The sequence below is a fragment of the Catenuloplanes japonicus genome (genome assembly GCF_000717135.1).
GTDB lineage: Bacteria > Actinomycetota > Actinomycetes > Mycobacteriales > Micromonosporaceae > Catenuloplanes > Catenuloplanes japonicus.
This window is the reverse complement of the sequence record NZ_JNXY01000036.1, coordinates 34102-49478: the sequence shown is the minus strand read 5'-3', so window position 1 is coordinate 49478 and position 15377 is coordinate 34102. Positions and strand designations below refer to the sequence as shown.

Below are 15377 nucleotides of genomic sequence, written 5' to 3'. Positions count from 1 at the left end.
TCACAGGACGGCGTCGAGCAGCGGCGTCAGGCGGTCCGCGATCAGCTGGTGGCCCAGGTCGTTCGGGTGGACCCTGTCGGTCAGGCCCTCCGGCGGCAGCCAGCCGGTGGTGTCGACGAAGACCGTGCGCGGGTCGTCGGCCAGCGCCACCGCGGCCGCGGTCTCCGGGAGGTATCGGCCGGCGAACGTACCCAGGACGAGGATCGTGGCTCCGGGGTGTGCCGCGCGGAGGTCGTGCAGGAACCGCACGTAGACGGCCTGGAAGTCGGCGGCGGGCACGTTGTGGCTCAGGTCGTTCGTGCCGAGGTTGAGCACGATCGCGTCGGCGCGGTAGCGGTTCAGGTCCCAGAGCGGCGAGTCCGCGCCGAAGCCCTGGTGGAAGTAGCGCTCCTGCATCCCGGCACACCCGTCCTCGGCCGACACCAGGCAGCCGCCGCCGTAGGCGATGTGCGTGTGCCGCACGCCCAGCCGCTCGCCCGCGAGCCAGCCGTAGCTGGTCAGCGTCGTCCGGCTGGACGTGCTGCCGCGCGTGATCGAGTCGCCGACGAACTCGACCAGCTTCCGCGGCGACCACGGCGCGGTGCGCGCGCCCGGGTCCAGCGCCAGGCCGCGGAAGACCGCGTCGCCGGTGTAGGAGCCGTCCACGTTCCGGTAGGCGACGCGCAGCGTGTGCCAGCGCGGGCCGGGCGGCACGGTCAGCGGCACCCGGCCGCTCACCGCCGCCAGCAGTGCGTCCGGGCCGCCGTCGATGCTCACCCAGACGTCGATCGGGTCCCGGAGCAGCAGCGTCGCGGTCGTGCCGGTGAAGCGCGTGGTCAGATAGGAGCCGGCCCAGTTCGCCCGGTAGGCGGTGGGGTCGCTGGTGTCCCAGCGGCCGGTGAAGCGCAGGTGCGGGTCGGTGGGGGAGCCGGGGGTGGTGCCGTGGGTGGCGGCCGGGGTGGCGGGCAGGAGTACCAGGATCATCAGCGTCGCGAGGTGCTTCAGTATTGACATGTCTCGATATAAGCAAGTGGCTTGAACCGGTTCATAGGGGTGTGGCGGCGGGCGGTGGTCCTGCTGCGCCGAGCGGTCTCACGCCTCGATCAGGTCGTCCGGTGCCACCTCGTGCGCCAGCAGCCACGCGCCGAGCTCCGGGATGCCGCGCAGCGTGCGCCCGTGCGCGGCCACGCTCATGCCGAGCAGCTCGAAGACGCGTACCCGCCGCTCCTCGATCTGGATCCGCCAGCGCCGCCCGTCCCGGTCCGGCGGCGTGATCAACACCCGCACGGCCGCAGCCTAACGCGGTAAAAAGCGATAAATCATGAAATCTCGGTGGTACGGCCCGGAGGGCCGAACGCGTCGCTGATGTGGCGGATCGTGGCGTTTGTGACGTGCTGATCCGGGCGTATCGGTCTAGGGTGGACGTCACAGGCACGACGAGGAGGCGACCGGGGAGGCTTTCGTGGCGGTGCGGCCATGGCACATGTTCGGTGTGATCGTCGCGTTCGGCATCGGCCCGGCGGTGTGGATCGGCGGCAGCCTCGTCTCCGCACCGGCCTCCGGCACCACCCCGTCACCCACCCCGGCCGAGACGTCGGCGTCACCGTCGCCGTCGGCCAGCCCGTCACCGACGGTGGGGGAGGATACGGGCTCGCCGGAGGCGCCGGAACCCTGGACTCCGTCCGCGCTGCCGGCGCCGCCGAGCAGTGCGCCGCCGTCATCGGTTCCGCCGTCGCCGACGGCGGGGGTTACGTCTGTGCCGGTCACGGTGACGCCCAGCCGGTCGCGGCCGCCGTTGCTGCCACCGCTGTTTCCCACGACGCCGGGAGGGCCGGGGGCGGATGGTCTTTTGCTGGGGCCGCTTCTGTAGGGGAGGCGGGCGGCGTGCGCTTTCTGTGGTTTCGGGGGTCGAGCGCTGGGCGTCTTTCTGTGGGCCCGGGTGGCTGGGTGTGTCGGGGCTGGGCGTTTCTTGACTGTCGAACGCTGGTCGTTCCTGGGGTCCGGGCGCTGGGCGTTTCTTGACTATCGAACGCTGGGCGTTCCTGGGGGCCGAGCTTTGCCTGCTTCCTGAGGACCGGGCGCTGCGCGCCCGAAATTTCGTAATTTACTAGGCTTTGGCGTCGAGGTCTCGACTCGCTGGGATCAACCGGGCACTTCGTGCCCGAAATTTCATGTTATTGGTTGCGTTGGGTGGGCGGGTCGCGGTCTTTGCCTCCGGCGGGCCTCCGGCGGGAGCCTCCGACACCGGGGCAGCGGAAAGGCCACTTCAATTGCGATGCCCCGGATCCCGGGTGGCTGGGTTTCGCGCGGCCTGTCTGCCCCGTATGCCGTCGACCCGGGACAAGCCGAGCAGATCATCGGCAGGGCCGCCAGCTTTGGTCTGTCGTGCGGCGGCAGCGCGGTTCTCACGTGTGGGTGGTCGCTTCTCGCTGCTCGGTGCCGGGTCCGTGGGTGGTCCGGTGTTGAGGGTTGCGTCGGGTGGGCTGCTGCCGGTCAGCGTCGTGGTCGGGTTCAGGCTTGCGTCGCGTTGTTTGCCGGCGGTTGTGTTGGTGGCGGCCCTGCCGATGATCTGCACCCCTTCGGGCGGGTCGACGGCATACGGGGCAGCCAGGCGGTCACCTGTGTGGGTGCTTGCGCATTAAGGATAAAAGGCCCGTCCGAGGGCGGGCGGCAGGGCTGTTCGGGATCCTTACGTCTCTGGTGGCCCCTATTCGGGCCGGGCGAGGGCCACCAGGGACGTAAGGATCGTGATTCCTGGGTGTTGGAAGGGTGCTTTCGGGATCTGGAAGCAAGGGCGGGTGGCGCAGGCTCGGCGGGCGGCGGTTTGCTGAGAGGTCGGTGCCGGCGTGAGGCTGCGGTCGACGTGCGGGCCGTTATATCGGGAAATTTCGGGCGTGGAGTGCCCGGTTGATCGCGCGTGTGTGATCAGAAGGTGAGCAGCGTGGTCTCGGTGCTGGTTATGGCTACCCAGCCGTCGCCTGCGCCGGCGACGAGACCGGGACGGCGGGCCAGCTCCGTGCCGGTGGTGCTGTCGTAGACCAGCACGACCGGGCCCGCGCCTGATACTACGGTCAGCCGGCCGGCGACGATGGCCGTCCATTGGTCGGTCGTGTCGTCCAGGCCGGGGTCGGGTGCAGTCCAGCGCCGCCGGCCGTCGGCCATGTCGTACAGCGCGAGCGCGCCTGCGTCGCCCAGGTCCCGGGCCAGGACGGCGTGTGCGTCGGCCGCGATCGGGACGCCCTTGCCGGCGGCGGACCAGCGTGTCCGGCCGGTTTCCAGGTCGATCAGGGTCGGGCCGCCGGTCGCGGAGACTGCGGCCAGGTCGCTGCCGGAGCCGAGGAACGCGAGGTCGTCCGCGGGGGAGCCGAGCCAGAGGCGGCACCCGCCGTCCTGCACCCGGCCGCTGTGCACGGTGGCGGTCCAGGCCGACGCGCCGGTCGGGCCGTCGACCGCGGCGAGGGCGACGGCGCAGTCCTCGTGGCTGTGGTCGGAGACGACCAGTGTGTCCCCGGCCGCGACCGCGTGCCAGGACGTCATCGGCAGCCGGCCCGCGGTCAGGCGGCCGGTTGCGGCGTCGGCCAGTGCGTGCAGGGGCTGCGGATTGCCCCGCTCGTCCACGGCGCCCTCGGTACGGATGATGACCGGCAGGTACGCGGACGTGCCTCCGGCGCCGATCCGGTCGTCCATCAGTGTGTACGGCGCGTCCGGCGCGGTCCACAGCGTCTCGCCGTCCGCGAGCCGCCGCTTGGAGACGGTGCAGCCGGTCACCTGGTCGTTGCGGTCGGGGCAGGTGTCCAGGTAGAGCGCGTCGTCCCGGGGGATCGCGAAGACCGGCGCGGGGGCGGTCCACAGTGTGCGGCCGGACGAGGTGTCGATCACGCTGATCGGTCCCCGCGCGTTCGCGGACGTCACCAGCAGGCCACCGGCGACCGTGACCGTGGCCCGGTCCGGGTACGGCATCCGCCACAGCTCGGCACCGTCGGCACGGTTCAGGCCCCACAGCTTGTCGTCGCGGTGTGCCACGACGACGTCATCGACCATCGTGACCGTGGCGGCGGCGGGCATGCTCCAGGCGCTGTGCAGGCCTGCGGCACCACCGTCGTCGGAGGCCGTGGCGTCGGACCGCGCGCAACCACCGGCCACAGCCAGCACGATCGACATCACCGCCAGGCCGCGGGTACGGTTCACCGGCCTCCACCTCTCGGTCAGAACGTGAGCAGGTGAAGCGTAAGGCGTCCCGGATCCGCGCCGGCACCGGTGGAGACCATGGCCCAGCCGTCGCCGATCCCGGTCAGCCAGCCACCGCGCCGGGCCAGTTGCGTGCCGGTCGTGGCGTCGTAGACCAGCACGTACGGGCGGTCGCCGGTCGCGCCCATCACGGCGACCAGGTCACCGGCGACCACGGCCTCCCAGCTGGCGGACGACGTCGGCAGCCCGGTGTCCGGCGCGGTCCAGCGTGTGCGCCCGTCGGCCAGGCCGAGCAGCGCGATCGGGCCGGTCTCCGCGTTCTCCCGGACCAGCAGCGTACGGTCGTCGCCCGCGATCGGGCTGCCCTGCGCGTCCGAGGTCCATCGTGGTGCGCCGGTGGTGACGTCGATCAGCGTGGGCCGCCCGGACCGGGTCACCGCGGCCACGTCGGAGCCGGCGCCGAACAGCTCGGAGCTGCCGGAGTAAAGGGTGGGGAACGACCGGCGGCACTCCCCGGCGGCGTCGCGGCCACCGTAGATCGGGCCGTTCCAGGCGGGCGTCCCGGTGCGCGCGTTCACCGCGGCGACCGTGATGGTGCAGTCGCGGTCGCCGGACGGCGGGTCGTGGTCCGTGGAGACCAGCGTGTCCCCGGCCGCGAACAGGTACCAGCCGCGCCCGTCGATCCTGCCGGGCAGCAGCGTGCCGGTCGCGGTGTCCAGCAGCGCGCCCTCGCCCCCGGCCGTGGTGACCGGCAGCGACGCGGAGGCGGGCGGGGCCTGGGGCCGGCGCGCGCCGATCACGGCGTCGCCGATCGTGAACGGCGGGTCGGTGACGGTCCAGAGCGTCTCGCCGTCCGTCACCCGTCGCTTCACGGCCGTGCAGCCGGGCGCCGGGGTCTCGCAGGTGTCCAGGTAGAGCGCGTCGTCGCGGGCCGTCAGGCGCACCGGGGCCGGAGCGGACCAGGCCACCCGCCCGGTCGCCGGCTCGATCACGTCGACCGGGCCGTTCTTCCCGGCCCTGACCACGGCCATGCCGCCGGCCGCGGTCAGTGCGGCGTCCTCGTCCGCGTACGGCAGCTGCCAGACCCGGGTGCCGTCGGTCGCGCGCAGGCCCAGCAGCGACGTGCCGTCCAGCACCACGGCGGTGTCGCCGAAGATCCAGGCGTCCCGGGAGCCGTTCGCGGTGTCCAGCGTCCAGGCGATCGTGCCGCCGTCGCCGTCCAGGCCGGTCTCCGCGTCGAGTCCGCTTCGCAGGATCACGCCGACGATGCCCATCCCGGCGCACATCACCGCGACCATGATCGGGACTAGCAGCAGGCGGTGGCGGCTCACGGGACTCCCTGCGGACGGTGGGCAGGGCACCGACCGTAGCGGCCGCGGTCAATCGTCGCCGCCGCCGGAGTGGTGCTGGACCGCCACGCCGCCGTTGCAGCGGACCCGCAGCTCGGACTTGCCGCCCGGACCCTCGAACTCCACCTTCACGTCGCGGGCCGGGCCGCGCTCGGCCTCGGCCACGTGCCAGCCCTGCGCGGGCGTCCAGGTGACCAGCGTCGCCCGGTCGTTCGCGGCGCACGACACGACGGCCGTGCCGCCGGTCACCGCGAACGTCTTACCGCTGGTCACGGCCGGTGGACTGGAGGAGAGCGAGGGGGACGCGGACGCGGTCGGCGACGGGGGCGGTGCCGACGACGGCTGCGCGGGGAGCGAGGCCACGGCCGCGGCCACGTCCTGCTCGGAGAGCACACCGCCGGCCGTACCCGTGATGCTCTCGCCGATCAGGCGAATGGCCGTCATCCCGATCAGCGTGGCGATGACGGCGGCGGCCAGCCAGCCGGCGACGGCGACCAGGGTGCGGCGACTCATGCGCTGCACTATGCCTGATCTGCCGCTAAGTGACGGCCAGGGCCGGGATAAGGGACGGTTAAGAGCGCCGGGAAACGGTCCGCGAGCGGCTAGCCTGCCACCTGTGGCCCGCCTGCTCCTGATCGAGGACGACCTGACGATCCGACTGCCCCTGGTCCGCGCGCTCCACGAGAGGGGGCACGCGGTCGCCTCGGCCGGCACCGCGATGGACGGCGTCCGCGCGGCCATCGACGACCAGCCCGACCTCGTCGTGCTCGACCTCGGCCTGCCCGACCTGGACGGACGCGAGATGCTCCGCATGCTGCGCGCGGTGAGCGCGGTCCCGGTGATCGTCGCGACCGCGCGCGACGACGAGGCCGAGATCGTCCGGGTGCTGGACGCCGGCGCGGACGACTACCTGGTCAAGCCGTTCAGTGCGGCACAGCTCGACGCGAGGGTACGGGCGGTGCTGCGACGCGGCGCGCCCGCGGACGACGCGGACAGCGCCATCACGGTCGGTGAGCTGCGCCTCGACCCGCGCTCCCGCGAGGTCACGCTGGCCGGCGGGGCCGTGGAGCTGACGCCGCGCGAGTTCGACCTGCTGCACCACCTGGCCGCGCGCGCCGGCGAGGTGGTCACGAAGCGGGAGCTGCTGACCGAGGTGTGGCGGATCCCGTACGGCGGCGCGGACAAGACCGTCGACGTGCACCTGTCCTGGCTGCGCCGCAAGCTCGGCGAGAACGCGTCCCAGCCCCGCTACCTGCACACGGTCCGCGGCGTGGGCGTCCGGCTGAGCGCGCCGGACGGCGCCGCGTGAGGGGCAGGCTGGCGCTGCTGGTCGCGGCCACCACCAGCCTCACCCTGATCGCGTTCCTGCTGCCGCTGGCGCTGCTGCTGCGCACCGTCGCGGCGGACCGGGCCACCATCGGCGCGACCGCGGACGCGCAGGCCATCGTGTCCACGGTCGGCACGTCCCAGGACATGGCGACGCTGCGCCTGGCCGTGGAGCGGATCGCCCTCACGTCCGGCCGCGAGGTGACGCTCTTCCTCGCGGACGGGCAGGTGTTCGGCGACCCGGTGGCGCCCACGCCCGCGGTACGGCTCAGCGCGACCGGCCGCAGCGTCACCGTCGAGACCGCGGACGGCGGCCGGGAGATCGTCATCGCAGTTCAAGGGCGATCCGAGGGTACGGCCGTGATCCGCACCTTCGTCCCGGCCGAGGAGCTCACCCGCGGCGTCACCCGGTCCTGGCTGCTGCTGGCCGCGCTCGGCCTGGTCCTGGTGCTGCTCGGCCTGGCCGTCGCGGACCGGCTGGCCCGCGCGCTGGTCCGCCCGATCACCCAGCTCTCCGAGGTCTCCCTTCGGCTGGCCGGCGCGGAGCTGACCGCGCGCGCCGAACCGGCCGGCCCGCCCGAGCTGCGCGAGGTCGCCGGCGCGCTGAACCATCTGGCCGGCCGCATCCTCGAGCTGCTGCGCGCGGAACGCGAACACGTGGCCGACCTGTCCCACCGGCTCCGGACGCCGCTGACCGCGCTGCGCCTGGAGGCGGAGTCGCTGCGCGACCGGGACGAGTCGGCCCGGGTGCACGCGGCCGCGGACGGCGTGGAGAGCGCGGTCACCGCGGTCATCCGCCAGGCCCGGCTCGCCGCCGCCGATCCCGCGGAGTCGCGGGCGACGGGCGGGAGCGCGGACGCGTCGGGCGTGGTGAGCGCGCGCGTCGAGTTCTGGAGCGTGCTGGCCGAGGACACCGGGCGGGACGTGCGCACGGAGATCGTGCCCGGTCCGCTGCCGGTCGCGCTGGCCGGGGACGACCTGGAGGCCGCGGTGGACGCGTTGCTCGGGAACGTCTTCGCGCACACGCCGGACGGGGTGGCGTTCGCGGTCCGGCTGGCCCGCGCCCCGGACGGCGGCGCCGTGCTCACGGTCGCGGACGAGGGGCCGGGCATCCCGGCCGGCCTGGTCCGGCGCGGCGAGAGCCGGGGCGGCTCCACCGGGCTCGGCCTGGACATCGCCCGCCGCGCCGCCCAGACGGCCGGCGGACGACTGGAACTGGGCACGGCTCCCCAAGGCGGCGCGATCATCACGCTCCACCTCGGCCCGCCGCGCCCGCACTGATCGCGCGGCACGCCACCATCTGCTGAGTCCGCCCGACCTCTTCGGGTGACGCCTCGCGGGCGTGAAAACGCTTCGGCTTCGGTCCGCGGCGGGGCCTATTTTCCGGTCAGCTTCAGCCGTCGTCCGCCGCGGTGCACGGCGGGCAGTCCAGGGTCCCCGGCGTGATCGCCTCCGCGACCGCGATCGCGACCGGGAACATCACGCCGGCCGCGGCGACCCGCTCGGCGATGGGCCGCCTCGATCAAGCGGGCACTCCGTGCCCGAAATTTCGTGAAATAGCGGCTTGATAGACGCGGCCTCCGCACGTTGGCATCGAGAGCTCAGCGGCGGGGTCGTTCGCGCGGAGGCCGCCTGGCGATCGGGGCGTCCTTCATGTCGTGCTGACGACATGAAGGACGCCCCGATCTCGGACGTTGCCGGTGCGCCGCCAGACGGTGGCGGTGCGGTCCGCCATGCGGTGGCGGTGCGGTCCGCCATGCGGTGGCGGTGCGGTCCGCCATGCGGATGGGAGTCAGTCGCCGTGTCGGCCGTGGCCGCTGTTGTCGTCATCGCCGCCGTGCCGGCCATTGTCGTCGCCGCCGTGCCGGCCGCTGTCGTCGTCACCGCCGTGGCCGCCGCTGCGATCGTCGAACTCGTCGCTGATCACGGCGCCGGTCGCCTTGTCGACGTTGATCTCGCGCCGGCCGCCGTCCGTGTTGAACTCGACCTTCCAGGTCGGGATGTTGCGGACGTCGTCACTCTCCACCTCCCGCACCGTGCCCTGCCCCAGGTAGGCCTGGGCGATCGCCACCGCCTCCTCCCGCGAGACCGCGGACCCCGGCGAGGACGACGAGGTGGACGCGGACGAGGACGGCGACGCCGACGAGTCGTCCCAGGACGGGGCGGAGGACGGCGAGGACGGGCGGCCGGTCGAGTCGTCGAACGACGGGGTCGAGGACGGCGTCGCGGCCGTGCCCAGCCCGGTCGTCGCGCGCCCGTCGTCGCTCATGCTCGCGGCCCAGGCGGTGCCGCCGAACCCCAGCACCGCCGCCGCTCCCACGGCCACCGCGATCATCTTCGTGCGCTTCATGGTCGTACCTCCGTGTGGTGTTGATCGTCTTTGTGCCGACGACCACCGAAGGTTCGCGCAGGGGCGGATAGCGGCGCGCTGTGCGACCGCTAAGGGCAGGTTAAGACATCAGCGCGGCGACCAGCACCAACGCCACCGCGAGCGTGGTCGCGATCGTGCGCAGCGCGTGCCAGCGCATCCACGGCCCCTCGAACCAGCCGCGCACCGACGTCGCCTCCGCGTCCGTGGCCGTGACCAGGTCGACCGCGTCCAGGCGGTTGTTGAGCGGGATGTTCGCGCCGACCGTGATGCCGAAGCCGCCGACGATGTAGAGCAGCGACGCGGCCAGCAGCAGCCCGCCCACGGCGGACCAGCCGTCCTGCAGCCGGAGGATCAGCGCCAGCGGCAGCAGCACCAGCGGGCCGAGGAACGCGATCAGGAAGACCGGGTTGACGATCGCCACGTTGATCGACTGCATGGCCCGGAGGTAGCCGGTGTCGCCGAGCCGGGCCAGGCCGCGGTTCGTGGCGAACGCGAAGGAGAAGAACAGGCCGGCGGTGAGGGCGGTCAGCGTTCCGGCCAGCACCAGGATCGCGTCGGCGAGCACAGTCATGGAACACGACGCTACGCGGGCGCGGGCGGCCCGGCGTACCCGCGAATGTGCCCCGAATCCTGCCCGAACGTCCACCTTGATCAATCGATGTGCTTGTCTCCGTCCGTACGTCGGTAGCAGAATCGGCGGATGGGCGACCGCCGTGAGCCGAGCATCCATCAGTTGCGCCTGCTCCTCGGCCTCGCTTCACACCTTCACTTCGGGCGTGCGGCCGAGGCACTGAAGATCAGCCAGTCCGCGCTGAGCATGCAGATCCGGGCGCTGGAGGAACGGCTCGGCGTCCGCCTGATCGAGCGCACCAGCCGGACCGCGGAGCTCACCACGGCCGGCCGCGCGCTGCTGCCCGCGATCGAGGAGGCGGTCGGGTCGATCGACCGGCTGCTGGAGGCCGCCGCCGCGCGCAGCGCCGACCTGGACCGCGAGCTGATCGTGGGCGCGGTCGACACCGAGGCCGCGATGCCGCACACGGCCGCGATCCTGCGCCGCGTGCAGACCGGCGACCCGCCGATCCGGGTCAGCGTGCGCAGCATCGGCTTCGTCGACCAGATCCGGGCACTGACCAGTGGAAAGGTGGACGTGGCGTTCCTCCGGCCGCCGCTGCCGCCGGGCATCGACTCGCTGCAGCTGGCCACCGAGCCGCGCGTGGCCTGCCTGGCCGCGAACGATCCGCTGGCCCGCGCCGGGCGCCCGGTGCCGCTGTCCAGGCTGGGCCGGCACCTGGTCCTGGACGTGCCGGCCGGCGTGCCGCGCGACTGGTGGTCGTTCTGGGCGGCCGACCCGAGGCCGGACGGGTCGGCGGTCACCTACGGCCCCGTGGTCGGCGACCTGGACGCGCTGCTCAAGGCGGTGGCGGAGGGGCGCGGCATCGCGTTCCTGCCGGCCGCGGCGCGGACCGTGTTCGCCCGGCCCGGCATCGCCTACCTCGACGTGACCGACCTGCCGCCGTCCACGTCCGCATTGGCCTGGCTCGCGGAGAACGGCGAGGCCCCGGCCGTCGCCGCGATCCGCGCCGCCGCGTGGGGACTGCTGAAGGCCTAGACGGCCGCGCTGATCCGGCGCAGGATCTCGGTGAGCGTGTCCGTGCCGGTGGCGAAGTTGATCCGGATCCACGAGCCGGTGTCCACCGTGGTGTGCTGGGAGAACTCCGCGCCGGCGCTGACCTTCACGCCCGCGTGCCGTTCCAGGTACCCGGCCGGGTCCGGGCCGAACGGGGAACCGGCGCAGTCGATCCAGGCCAGGTAGGTGGCCTGCGGTTCCCGGTAGTGGGCATCCCACGGGAGTGTGGCCACCCACTCGCCGACCAGCGCGCGGTTGCGGGTGAGCCGATCCAGCAGACCGCCGAGCCACAGGTCCGATTCCCGCCAGGCCGCGGTGGTGGCGACGAGGCCGTGCACGCCGGGCTGTCCGAAGTAGTCGAGCGGCATGGCGGCCAGCCGGGCGTGCAGCCGGTCGTCGCCGATGTGGGCGAGCGCGCAGCGTACCCCCGCGATGTTGAATGCCTTGGTGGCCGACGTCGCAGTGATGGTGCGTTCCGGGCGCACGGTGGCGAACGGGATGTGCGTGTGCGGCGCGAACGTCAGATCGGCGTGGATCTCGTCCGCGAGCACGGTCAGGTCGAACTCGGCGAACGCCGCCAGCTCCGCGCGGGTGAAGACGTGCCCGGTCGGATTCTGCGGGTTGACCAGGACCAGGAGCGCGCAGTCATGCAGCGCCGCCAGGTCGCCGCCCACGGTGAGCGGGACGATCCGGCGACCGGCCCGCGCGATGGCGGCGAGGAACGGCGGGTAGGTCGGGACGTGGATCGCGATCGCGTCGCCGGGCTCAGTGGCGTGCTCGATCACCACCTGGAGGATCTGGATCAGGTCGGTGAAGACGCGGGTACGCCTCGGTTGTGGTGACCATCCGTAGCGGTCGATCATCCGTTCCTCGAACGCCGAGATCGCCGGATCACCCTGCGGCCAGTGCGGATAGCCGAGATCCGCGACCGCGCCGAGGCGCTCCCGGATGGCCGGGGCGAGCGGGAAGTCCATGTCCGCGACCCAGGCACCGAGCGTGCCGGGTGGCAGCGAGCCCCACTTCACGCCGTGGCCCGCGCGGAGCCGCTGCTCGTCCGTGCGCGGATCGCCCGTGATCAGGTCGCGCAGCGTCTCCATCTGGCCGTGGTGCTGGGTCAGCTCCTCCAGCACGTGCAGGAGTGCGCCGCCCCTGGTCAAGGCGCGGTCCGGGCCCTGATAGGCGGCCGGGGGAGCGGCGTGCAGCGGGGCGCTCTCGTCAAGATCTTCTAGGTCCTGCCGTAGTCGTTCGCGTAGCGCGTCCACGTCGGCCAGCAGCGGGGCGACCGGGCCGGCGGCGGTGAACTCGGCGTCGCGGTCGCGGGAGACGGTGCGACCGGCGACGAGCGCGCCGGACCAGAAGTCGGCTACGCCGACACAATGCGTGAGCAGCGCGTACGGAGAGTTGGCGCCCGGGTAGGGGCGGGTGTTGGCGAGGTCGTCACCGAGCGTGGCGACGATGGCGGCCATGCCGTCGAGTGCGCGGCCGGCGAAGTAGAGGTAGTCGTCCATTGTTCTCCCGTCACCATCTAAGGGGGTGACGATTGCGCAGTCGTGCGTCACCTGTCAAGGTGGTGACGTGGAATTCGTGTTCGTCGGCGGGAATCTCGCGCTCGACCTGTTGGGGACGCTGAAGTGGCGGCGCAGCACGCCGGAGGAGTTCCTGCGCGCACCGGCGGATGTGGCGCGGTGGGCGGTGGAGGCGGGCATCGTCTCGGCGCCGCCGTCGCTGACCGCGGCGGATCTCGCGGCGCTGCGTGCGCTGCGGGAGTGCGTGTATCGGCTGGTGGCGGCGGCGCTGCCAGGCTCTGGTGCGGCGGTTTCCGGGGTGGCTGTCGAGCCGGCTTCCGGTCCGGTCGCGGTGTCCTCCGCCGGCCCGGTCGCCGGGCCGGATGCCGGCTCGACATCCGGCCCGGAGTCCGGACCGGCCTCCGGCCTGTCGGCCGCCTCGGACGTCCTCCCGGTCTCCGAGGTGGTCTTGAGCGACGCTCCTCCGGTCTCCGATGTGGACCTGGGCCACGACCTGGCCGCGGTCAATGCCGCAGCCGCCGGCCCCCGCACCACACACGCCCTGACCGGCGGCGACGTCCTGCGGACCGGCACCGGCCCCGCGATCGCCGCCGAGGTCGCCGTGGCCGCGATCGCCCTGCTCGGCGACGTGCACGCGGGCCGCGAGACCCGCCTGCGCGAGTGCGAACGGCCGGCCTGCACCCGCGTCTTCCTGGACCGCTCCCGCGGCCGGACCCGCGCCTGGTGCGGCATGGCCGAGTGCGGAAACCGGGTCAAAGCAGCCGAGTACCGGGCACGCAAGGCGGCCGTTCGGGGGTCATGACGGACACCGAGTCCGTCGCCGCCCCGGGCGGGCGTGGCGAGATATCCGGATGACCAGCACCGTCACCGGCGTCGACGCGCGCCTCGCCGCCGTCTACCGCTACGAGATCCTGGACACCCCCCGCGACGGCACGTTCGAGGGCTTCGCACGCATCGCCGCCCGCCAGTTCCGCGTGCCGATCTCGACCGTGACCATCGTGGACGCCGACCGGGTATGGTTCGCCGCCGCCGAGGGCCTTCCCGGCGTCGCCCAGATCGGCACCGAACCCGGCCTGTGCGCGTCCGCCGTGCTGCAGTCCGGCCCCTACGTGGTCAACGACGCGCTGGTAGACCCCCGAACCATGAACCATCCACTGGTACGCGGCGCGCTGAATCTGCGCTTCTACGCCGCCGCGCCGATCACCACCCGTGACGGCCACCGCCTCGGCACCGTCAACGTCATCGACTCCGCCCCGCGTGACGTCAGCACGGACGAGACCTCCCTGCTCACCGACCTGGCCGCCCTGGTCGCCCAGCACCTGGAGCTACGCCTGGCCGCCCTCGATGCGGTCCGCGCCGAACAGGCCCTCCGCCGCGACGCCGACACCCGCGCCGCCGCATCCATGCAGCTCGCCGCCCGCATGCGCTCCGCCGGTGCGGCCCAGCGCACCACCGAGCACCCCGGCCACTGCCAGCTCGGCGGCCCCGCCGGCTGCACCGCCGACGCCGAGCTCAAGGTCGCGGACACCTGGGGCGATCACGCCTGGGGCTGCCCTGCACACGTGGAGGAGATCCTCACCCACGCCTCCTCCGTCTTCCTCGCCACCCAGGAACTCGACGGCCTGGCCGGCTATCGGTCCCGCTGACTCCCCGGAAGGATCCTGAGCCACCCTGGGCGCTCCGATCGTGATCGTCTCAGGGAAGCCACGCCGCCGCGAAGGTGATGAAGTCCGAGGTGGCCGCCGCATCCGTGACGATGAACGCAAGACTGAGCAGGCCCAGCGCGATCAGCCCGGCCCGGTTGGCGCGCGGCGCCGGCGTCGTCATCGCGCGCACCCGGCTGAGCGCGTGACTCTGCCGCGCGCCGTGCATGCCGTTCACGCCGGAACCACGGCCAGGCGACGAATCCGGGGCGCCGGCGGGCCGGTCCAGCGTGGCCAGCGCCGCCTTGGCCACGCTGCGGGCCGTGAGATGCCGATCGCCGACCGCCGCCGCCGCGTCCTCGTCCGCCCAGCGCTCCACCAGGTACGACACCGCGTCCCGCACCGGGATCAGCAGCGGGTTGAGCGCCGCCGCCACCGCTGCCGCCGCGGTGATCCGATGGTGCCGGCGGGACAGGTGCGACTGCTCGTGCGCCAGCACCACCCGCCGTTCCGCCGGTGTGAGCAGCCGGATCAGCCCGGTGGTCAGCAGCACGTGCCCCGGCCGGCCCGGGACCGCCACCGCGTACGGCGCGGCCCAGTCCGCGATCACCACGCCGCCCTCGCCCGGCCGCCCGGCCTCGCGCAGACGGCGGTGCACCTCGCCCCGGCGGCGGACATCCGTCCCGCACCGGACCAGCGCGATCATCAGCAGCACGATCGCCGTGATCGCGATGACGTCCGGAACCGGCTGCGGCAGCTGCGGCCGGCCCGGCTCGTTGCGGGCGACGAGCGGCGGCGGTAAATCGTCGATCAGCGTGGCGACCAGCAGGATCAGGGACGCGGTCGACGTGACGGCCGCGGTCAGCGCCGCCCCCGCCAGCGCCAGCGCGCCCGCCGCCGGTGCGGATCTGGCCGCGATCGGGCCGGCCAGCAGCGCGAGCGCGGCCGACAGCACGATCGGGACGTAGACCCACACGGTCACGGCCGGTCCGCCTCCAGGAACGCGCGCAGCGCCGCCGCGTCCGCGTCGTCGAGCGCGGCCGCGAACTGCTGCAGCACCCGCTCCCGGTCCGGACGGCCGGTCAGCGTGGCGCGCATGGTCTGTGCCGCGAACACGGCCTCGTCCTCGGCCGGCCAGTAGACATGCCCGCGCCCGGCGGGCCGCCGGATCAGCCGGCCCTTGTCGTGCAGCCGGCCCAGAATCGTCAGGACCGTGTTGTACGCCAGCGTGCTGCCCAGCGCGGACTGCACCTCCGCCGGCGTCAGCTCCCGCCCGGCCGCCCACAGCGCGGCCATCACCTCGGACTCCAGCGCTCCCGGCGCCCGTCGTCCTTCACTCACCGCGACACCTCCCCAGGTATGCGGCCA

16 protein-coding genes are annotated in these 15377 nt (G+C 73.3%); 5 read left to right on the top strand and 11 right to left on the bottom strand.

Features of this window, described 5'->3' with window-relative positions; all coding sequences use genetic code 11:
• From OP04_RS40235 to OP04_RS40210, 6 genes are all read right to left on the bottom strand, one after another.
• Nucleotides 1-993, bottom strand: a complete 993-nt coding sequence (locus OP04_RS40235; protein WP_033345254.1) for an SGNH/GDSL hydrolase family protein — start codon at nt 991-993, stop codon at nt 1-3.
• 78 nt (nt 994-1071) lie between these two features.
• Nucleotides 1072-1266: a hypothetical protein gene (locus OP04_RS40230; RefSeq protein WP_033345253.1), complete on the bottom strand. Its 195-nt coding sequence runs from the start codon at nt 1264-1266 to the stop codon at nt 1072-1074.
• A 138-nt stretch (nt 1267-1404) separates the two neighbouring features.
• Entirely contained in the window at nt 1405-1797 is a 393-nt protein-coding gene (locus tag OP04_RS40225; protein WP_051799820.1) for a hypothetical protein, read from the bottom strand.
• A gap of 1107 nt (nt 1798-2904) precedes the next feature.
• On the bottom strand, nt 2905-4167 hold the full coding sequence (locus OP04_RS40220) for an outer membrane protein assembly factor BamB family protein (protein ID WP_033345252.1): 1263 nt from the start codon (nt 4165-4167) through the stop codon (nt 2905-2907).
• Between the two features lie 17 nt (nt 4168-4184).
• Nucleotides 4185-5498, bottom strand: coding sequence for an outer membrane protein assembly factor BamB family protein (locus OP04_RS40215; RefSeq protein ID WP_033345251.1), 1314 nt, complete (start codon nt 5496-5498; stop codon nt 4185-4187).
• A 48-nt stretch (nt 5499-5546) separates the two neighbouring features.
• A complete protein-coding gene (locus tag OP04_RS40210) occupies nt 5547-6029 on the bottom strand; it encodes a hypothetical protein (protein ID WP_033345250.1) in 483 nt (160 codons plus the stop codon).
• Between the two features lie 103 nt (nt 6030-6132).
• Between OP04_RS40210 and OP04_RS40205 the strand changes: the two genes are divergently transcribed.
• Entirely contained in the window at nt 6133-6825 is a 693-nt protein-coding gene (locus OP04_RS40205) for a response regulator transcription factor (RefSeq protein WP_033345249.1), read from the top strand.
• The gene (locus OP04_RS40200) at nt 6822-8123 is read left to right on the top strand and encodes a HAMP domain-containing sensor histidine kinase (RefSeq protein WP_033345248.1); all 1302 of its coding nucleotides are present in this window, start codon (nt 6822-6824) and stop codon (nt 8121-8123) included. The genes OP04_RS40205 and OP04_RS40200 overlap by 4 nt, the downstream gene beginning before the upstream one ends.
• A gap of 511 nt (nt 8124-8634) precedes the next feature.
• Here OP04_RS40200 and OP04_RS40195 read toward each other — a convergent pair.
• Together OP04_RS40195 and OP04_RS40190 are read right to left on the bottom strand one after the other, a co-directional pair.
• Complete coding sequence (locus OP04_RS40195; RefSeq protein WP_033345247.1) at nt 8635-9192, bottom strand: PepSY domain-containing protein; 558 nt, start codon at nt 9190-9192, stop codon at nt 8635-8637.
• Nucleotides 9193-9292: 100 nt separating this feature from the next.
• Nucleotides 9293-9784 (bottom strand): anthrone oxygenase family protein, encoded by a 492-nt coding sequence (locus OP04_RS40190; protein ID WP_033345246.1) that lies wholly within the window; start codon nt 9782-9784, stop codon nt 9293-9295.
• Between the two features lie 129 nt (nt 9785-9913).
• Here OP04_RS40190 and OP04_RS40185 point away from each other — a divergent pair, with 129 nt between their 5' ends.
• A complete protein-coding gene (locus OP04_RS40185) occupies nt 9914-10822 on the top strand; it encodes a LysR family transcriptional regulator (RefSeq protein ID WP_033345245.1) in 909 nt (302 codons plus the stop codon).
• Here OP04_RS40185 and OP04_RS40180 read toward each other — a convergent pair.
• Nucleotides 10819-12348 (bottom strand): aminotransferase class I/II-fold pyridoxal phosphate-dependent enzyme, encoded by a 1530-nt coding sequence (locus OP04_RS40180; protein WP_085067156.1) that lies wholly within the window; start codon nt 12346-12348, stop codon nt 10819-10821. The two genes, OP04_RS40185 and OP04_RS40180, sit on opposite strands and share 4 nt — an antisense overlap.
• A 67-nt stretch (nt 12349-12415) precedes the next feature.
• Here OP04_RS40180 and OP04_RS50645 point away from each other — a divergent pair, with 67 nt between their 5' ends.
• Both OP04_RS50645 and OP04_RS40165 read left to right on the top strand, forming a co-directional pair.
• Nucleotides 12416-13168 (top strand): CGNR zinc finger domain-containing protein, encoded by a 753-nt coding sequence (locus OP04_RS50645; protein WP_051799819.1) that lies wholly within the window; start codon nt 12416-12418, stop codon nt 13166-13168.
• A gap of 49 nt (nt 13169-13217) precedes the next feature.
• Complete coding sequence (locus OP04_RS40165; protein ID WP_063746840.1) at nt 13218-14012, top strand: GAF domain-containing protein; 795 nt, start codon at nt 13218-13220, stop codon at nt 14010-14012.
• Between the two features lie 49 nt (nt 14013-14061).
• Here OP04_RS40165 and OP04_RS40160 read toward each other — a convergent pair whose 3' ends face one another.
• On the bottom strand, nt 14062-14991 hold the full coding sequence (locus OP04_RS40160; protein WP_033345244.1) for a M56 family metallopeptidase: 930 nt from the start codon (nt 14989-14991) through the stop codon (nt 14062-14064).
• A complete protein-coding gene (locus OP04_RS40155) occupies nt 14988-15350 on the bottom strand; it encodes a BlaI/MecI/CopY family transcriptional regulator (RefSeq protein WP_033345243.1) in 363 nt (120 codons plus the stop codon). The genes OP04_RS40160 and OP04_RS40155 overlap by 4 nt, the downstream gene beginning before the upstream one ends.
• Between the last annotated feature and the right edge of the window lie 27 nt (nt 15351-15377).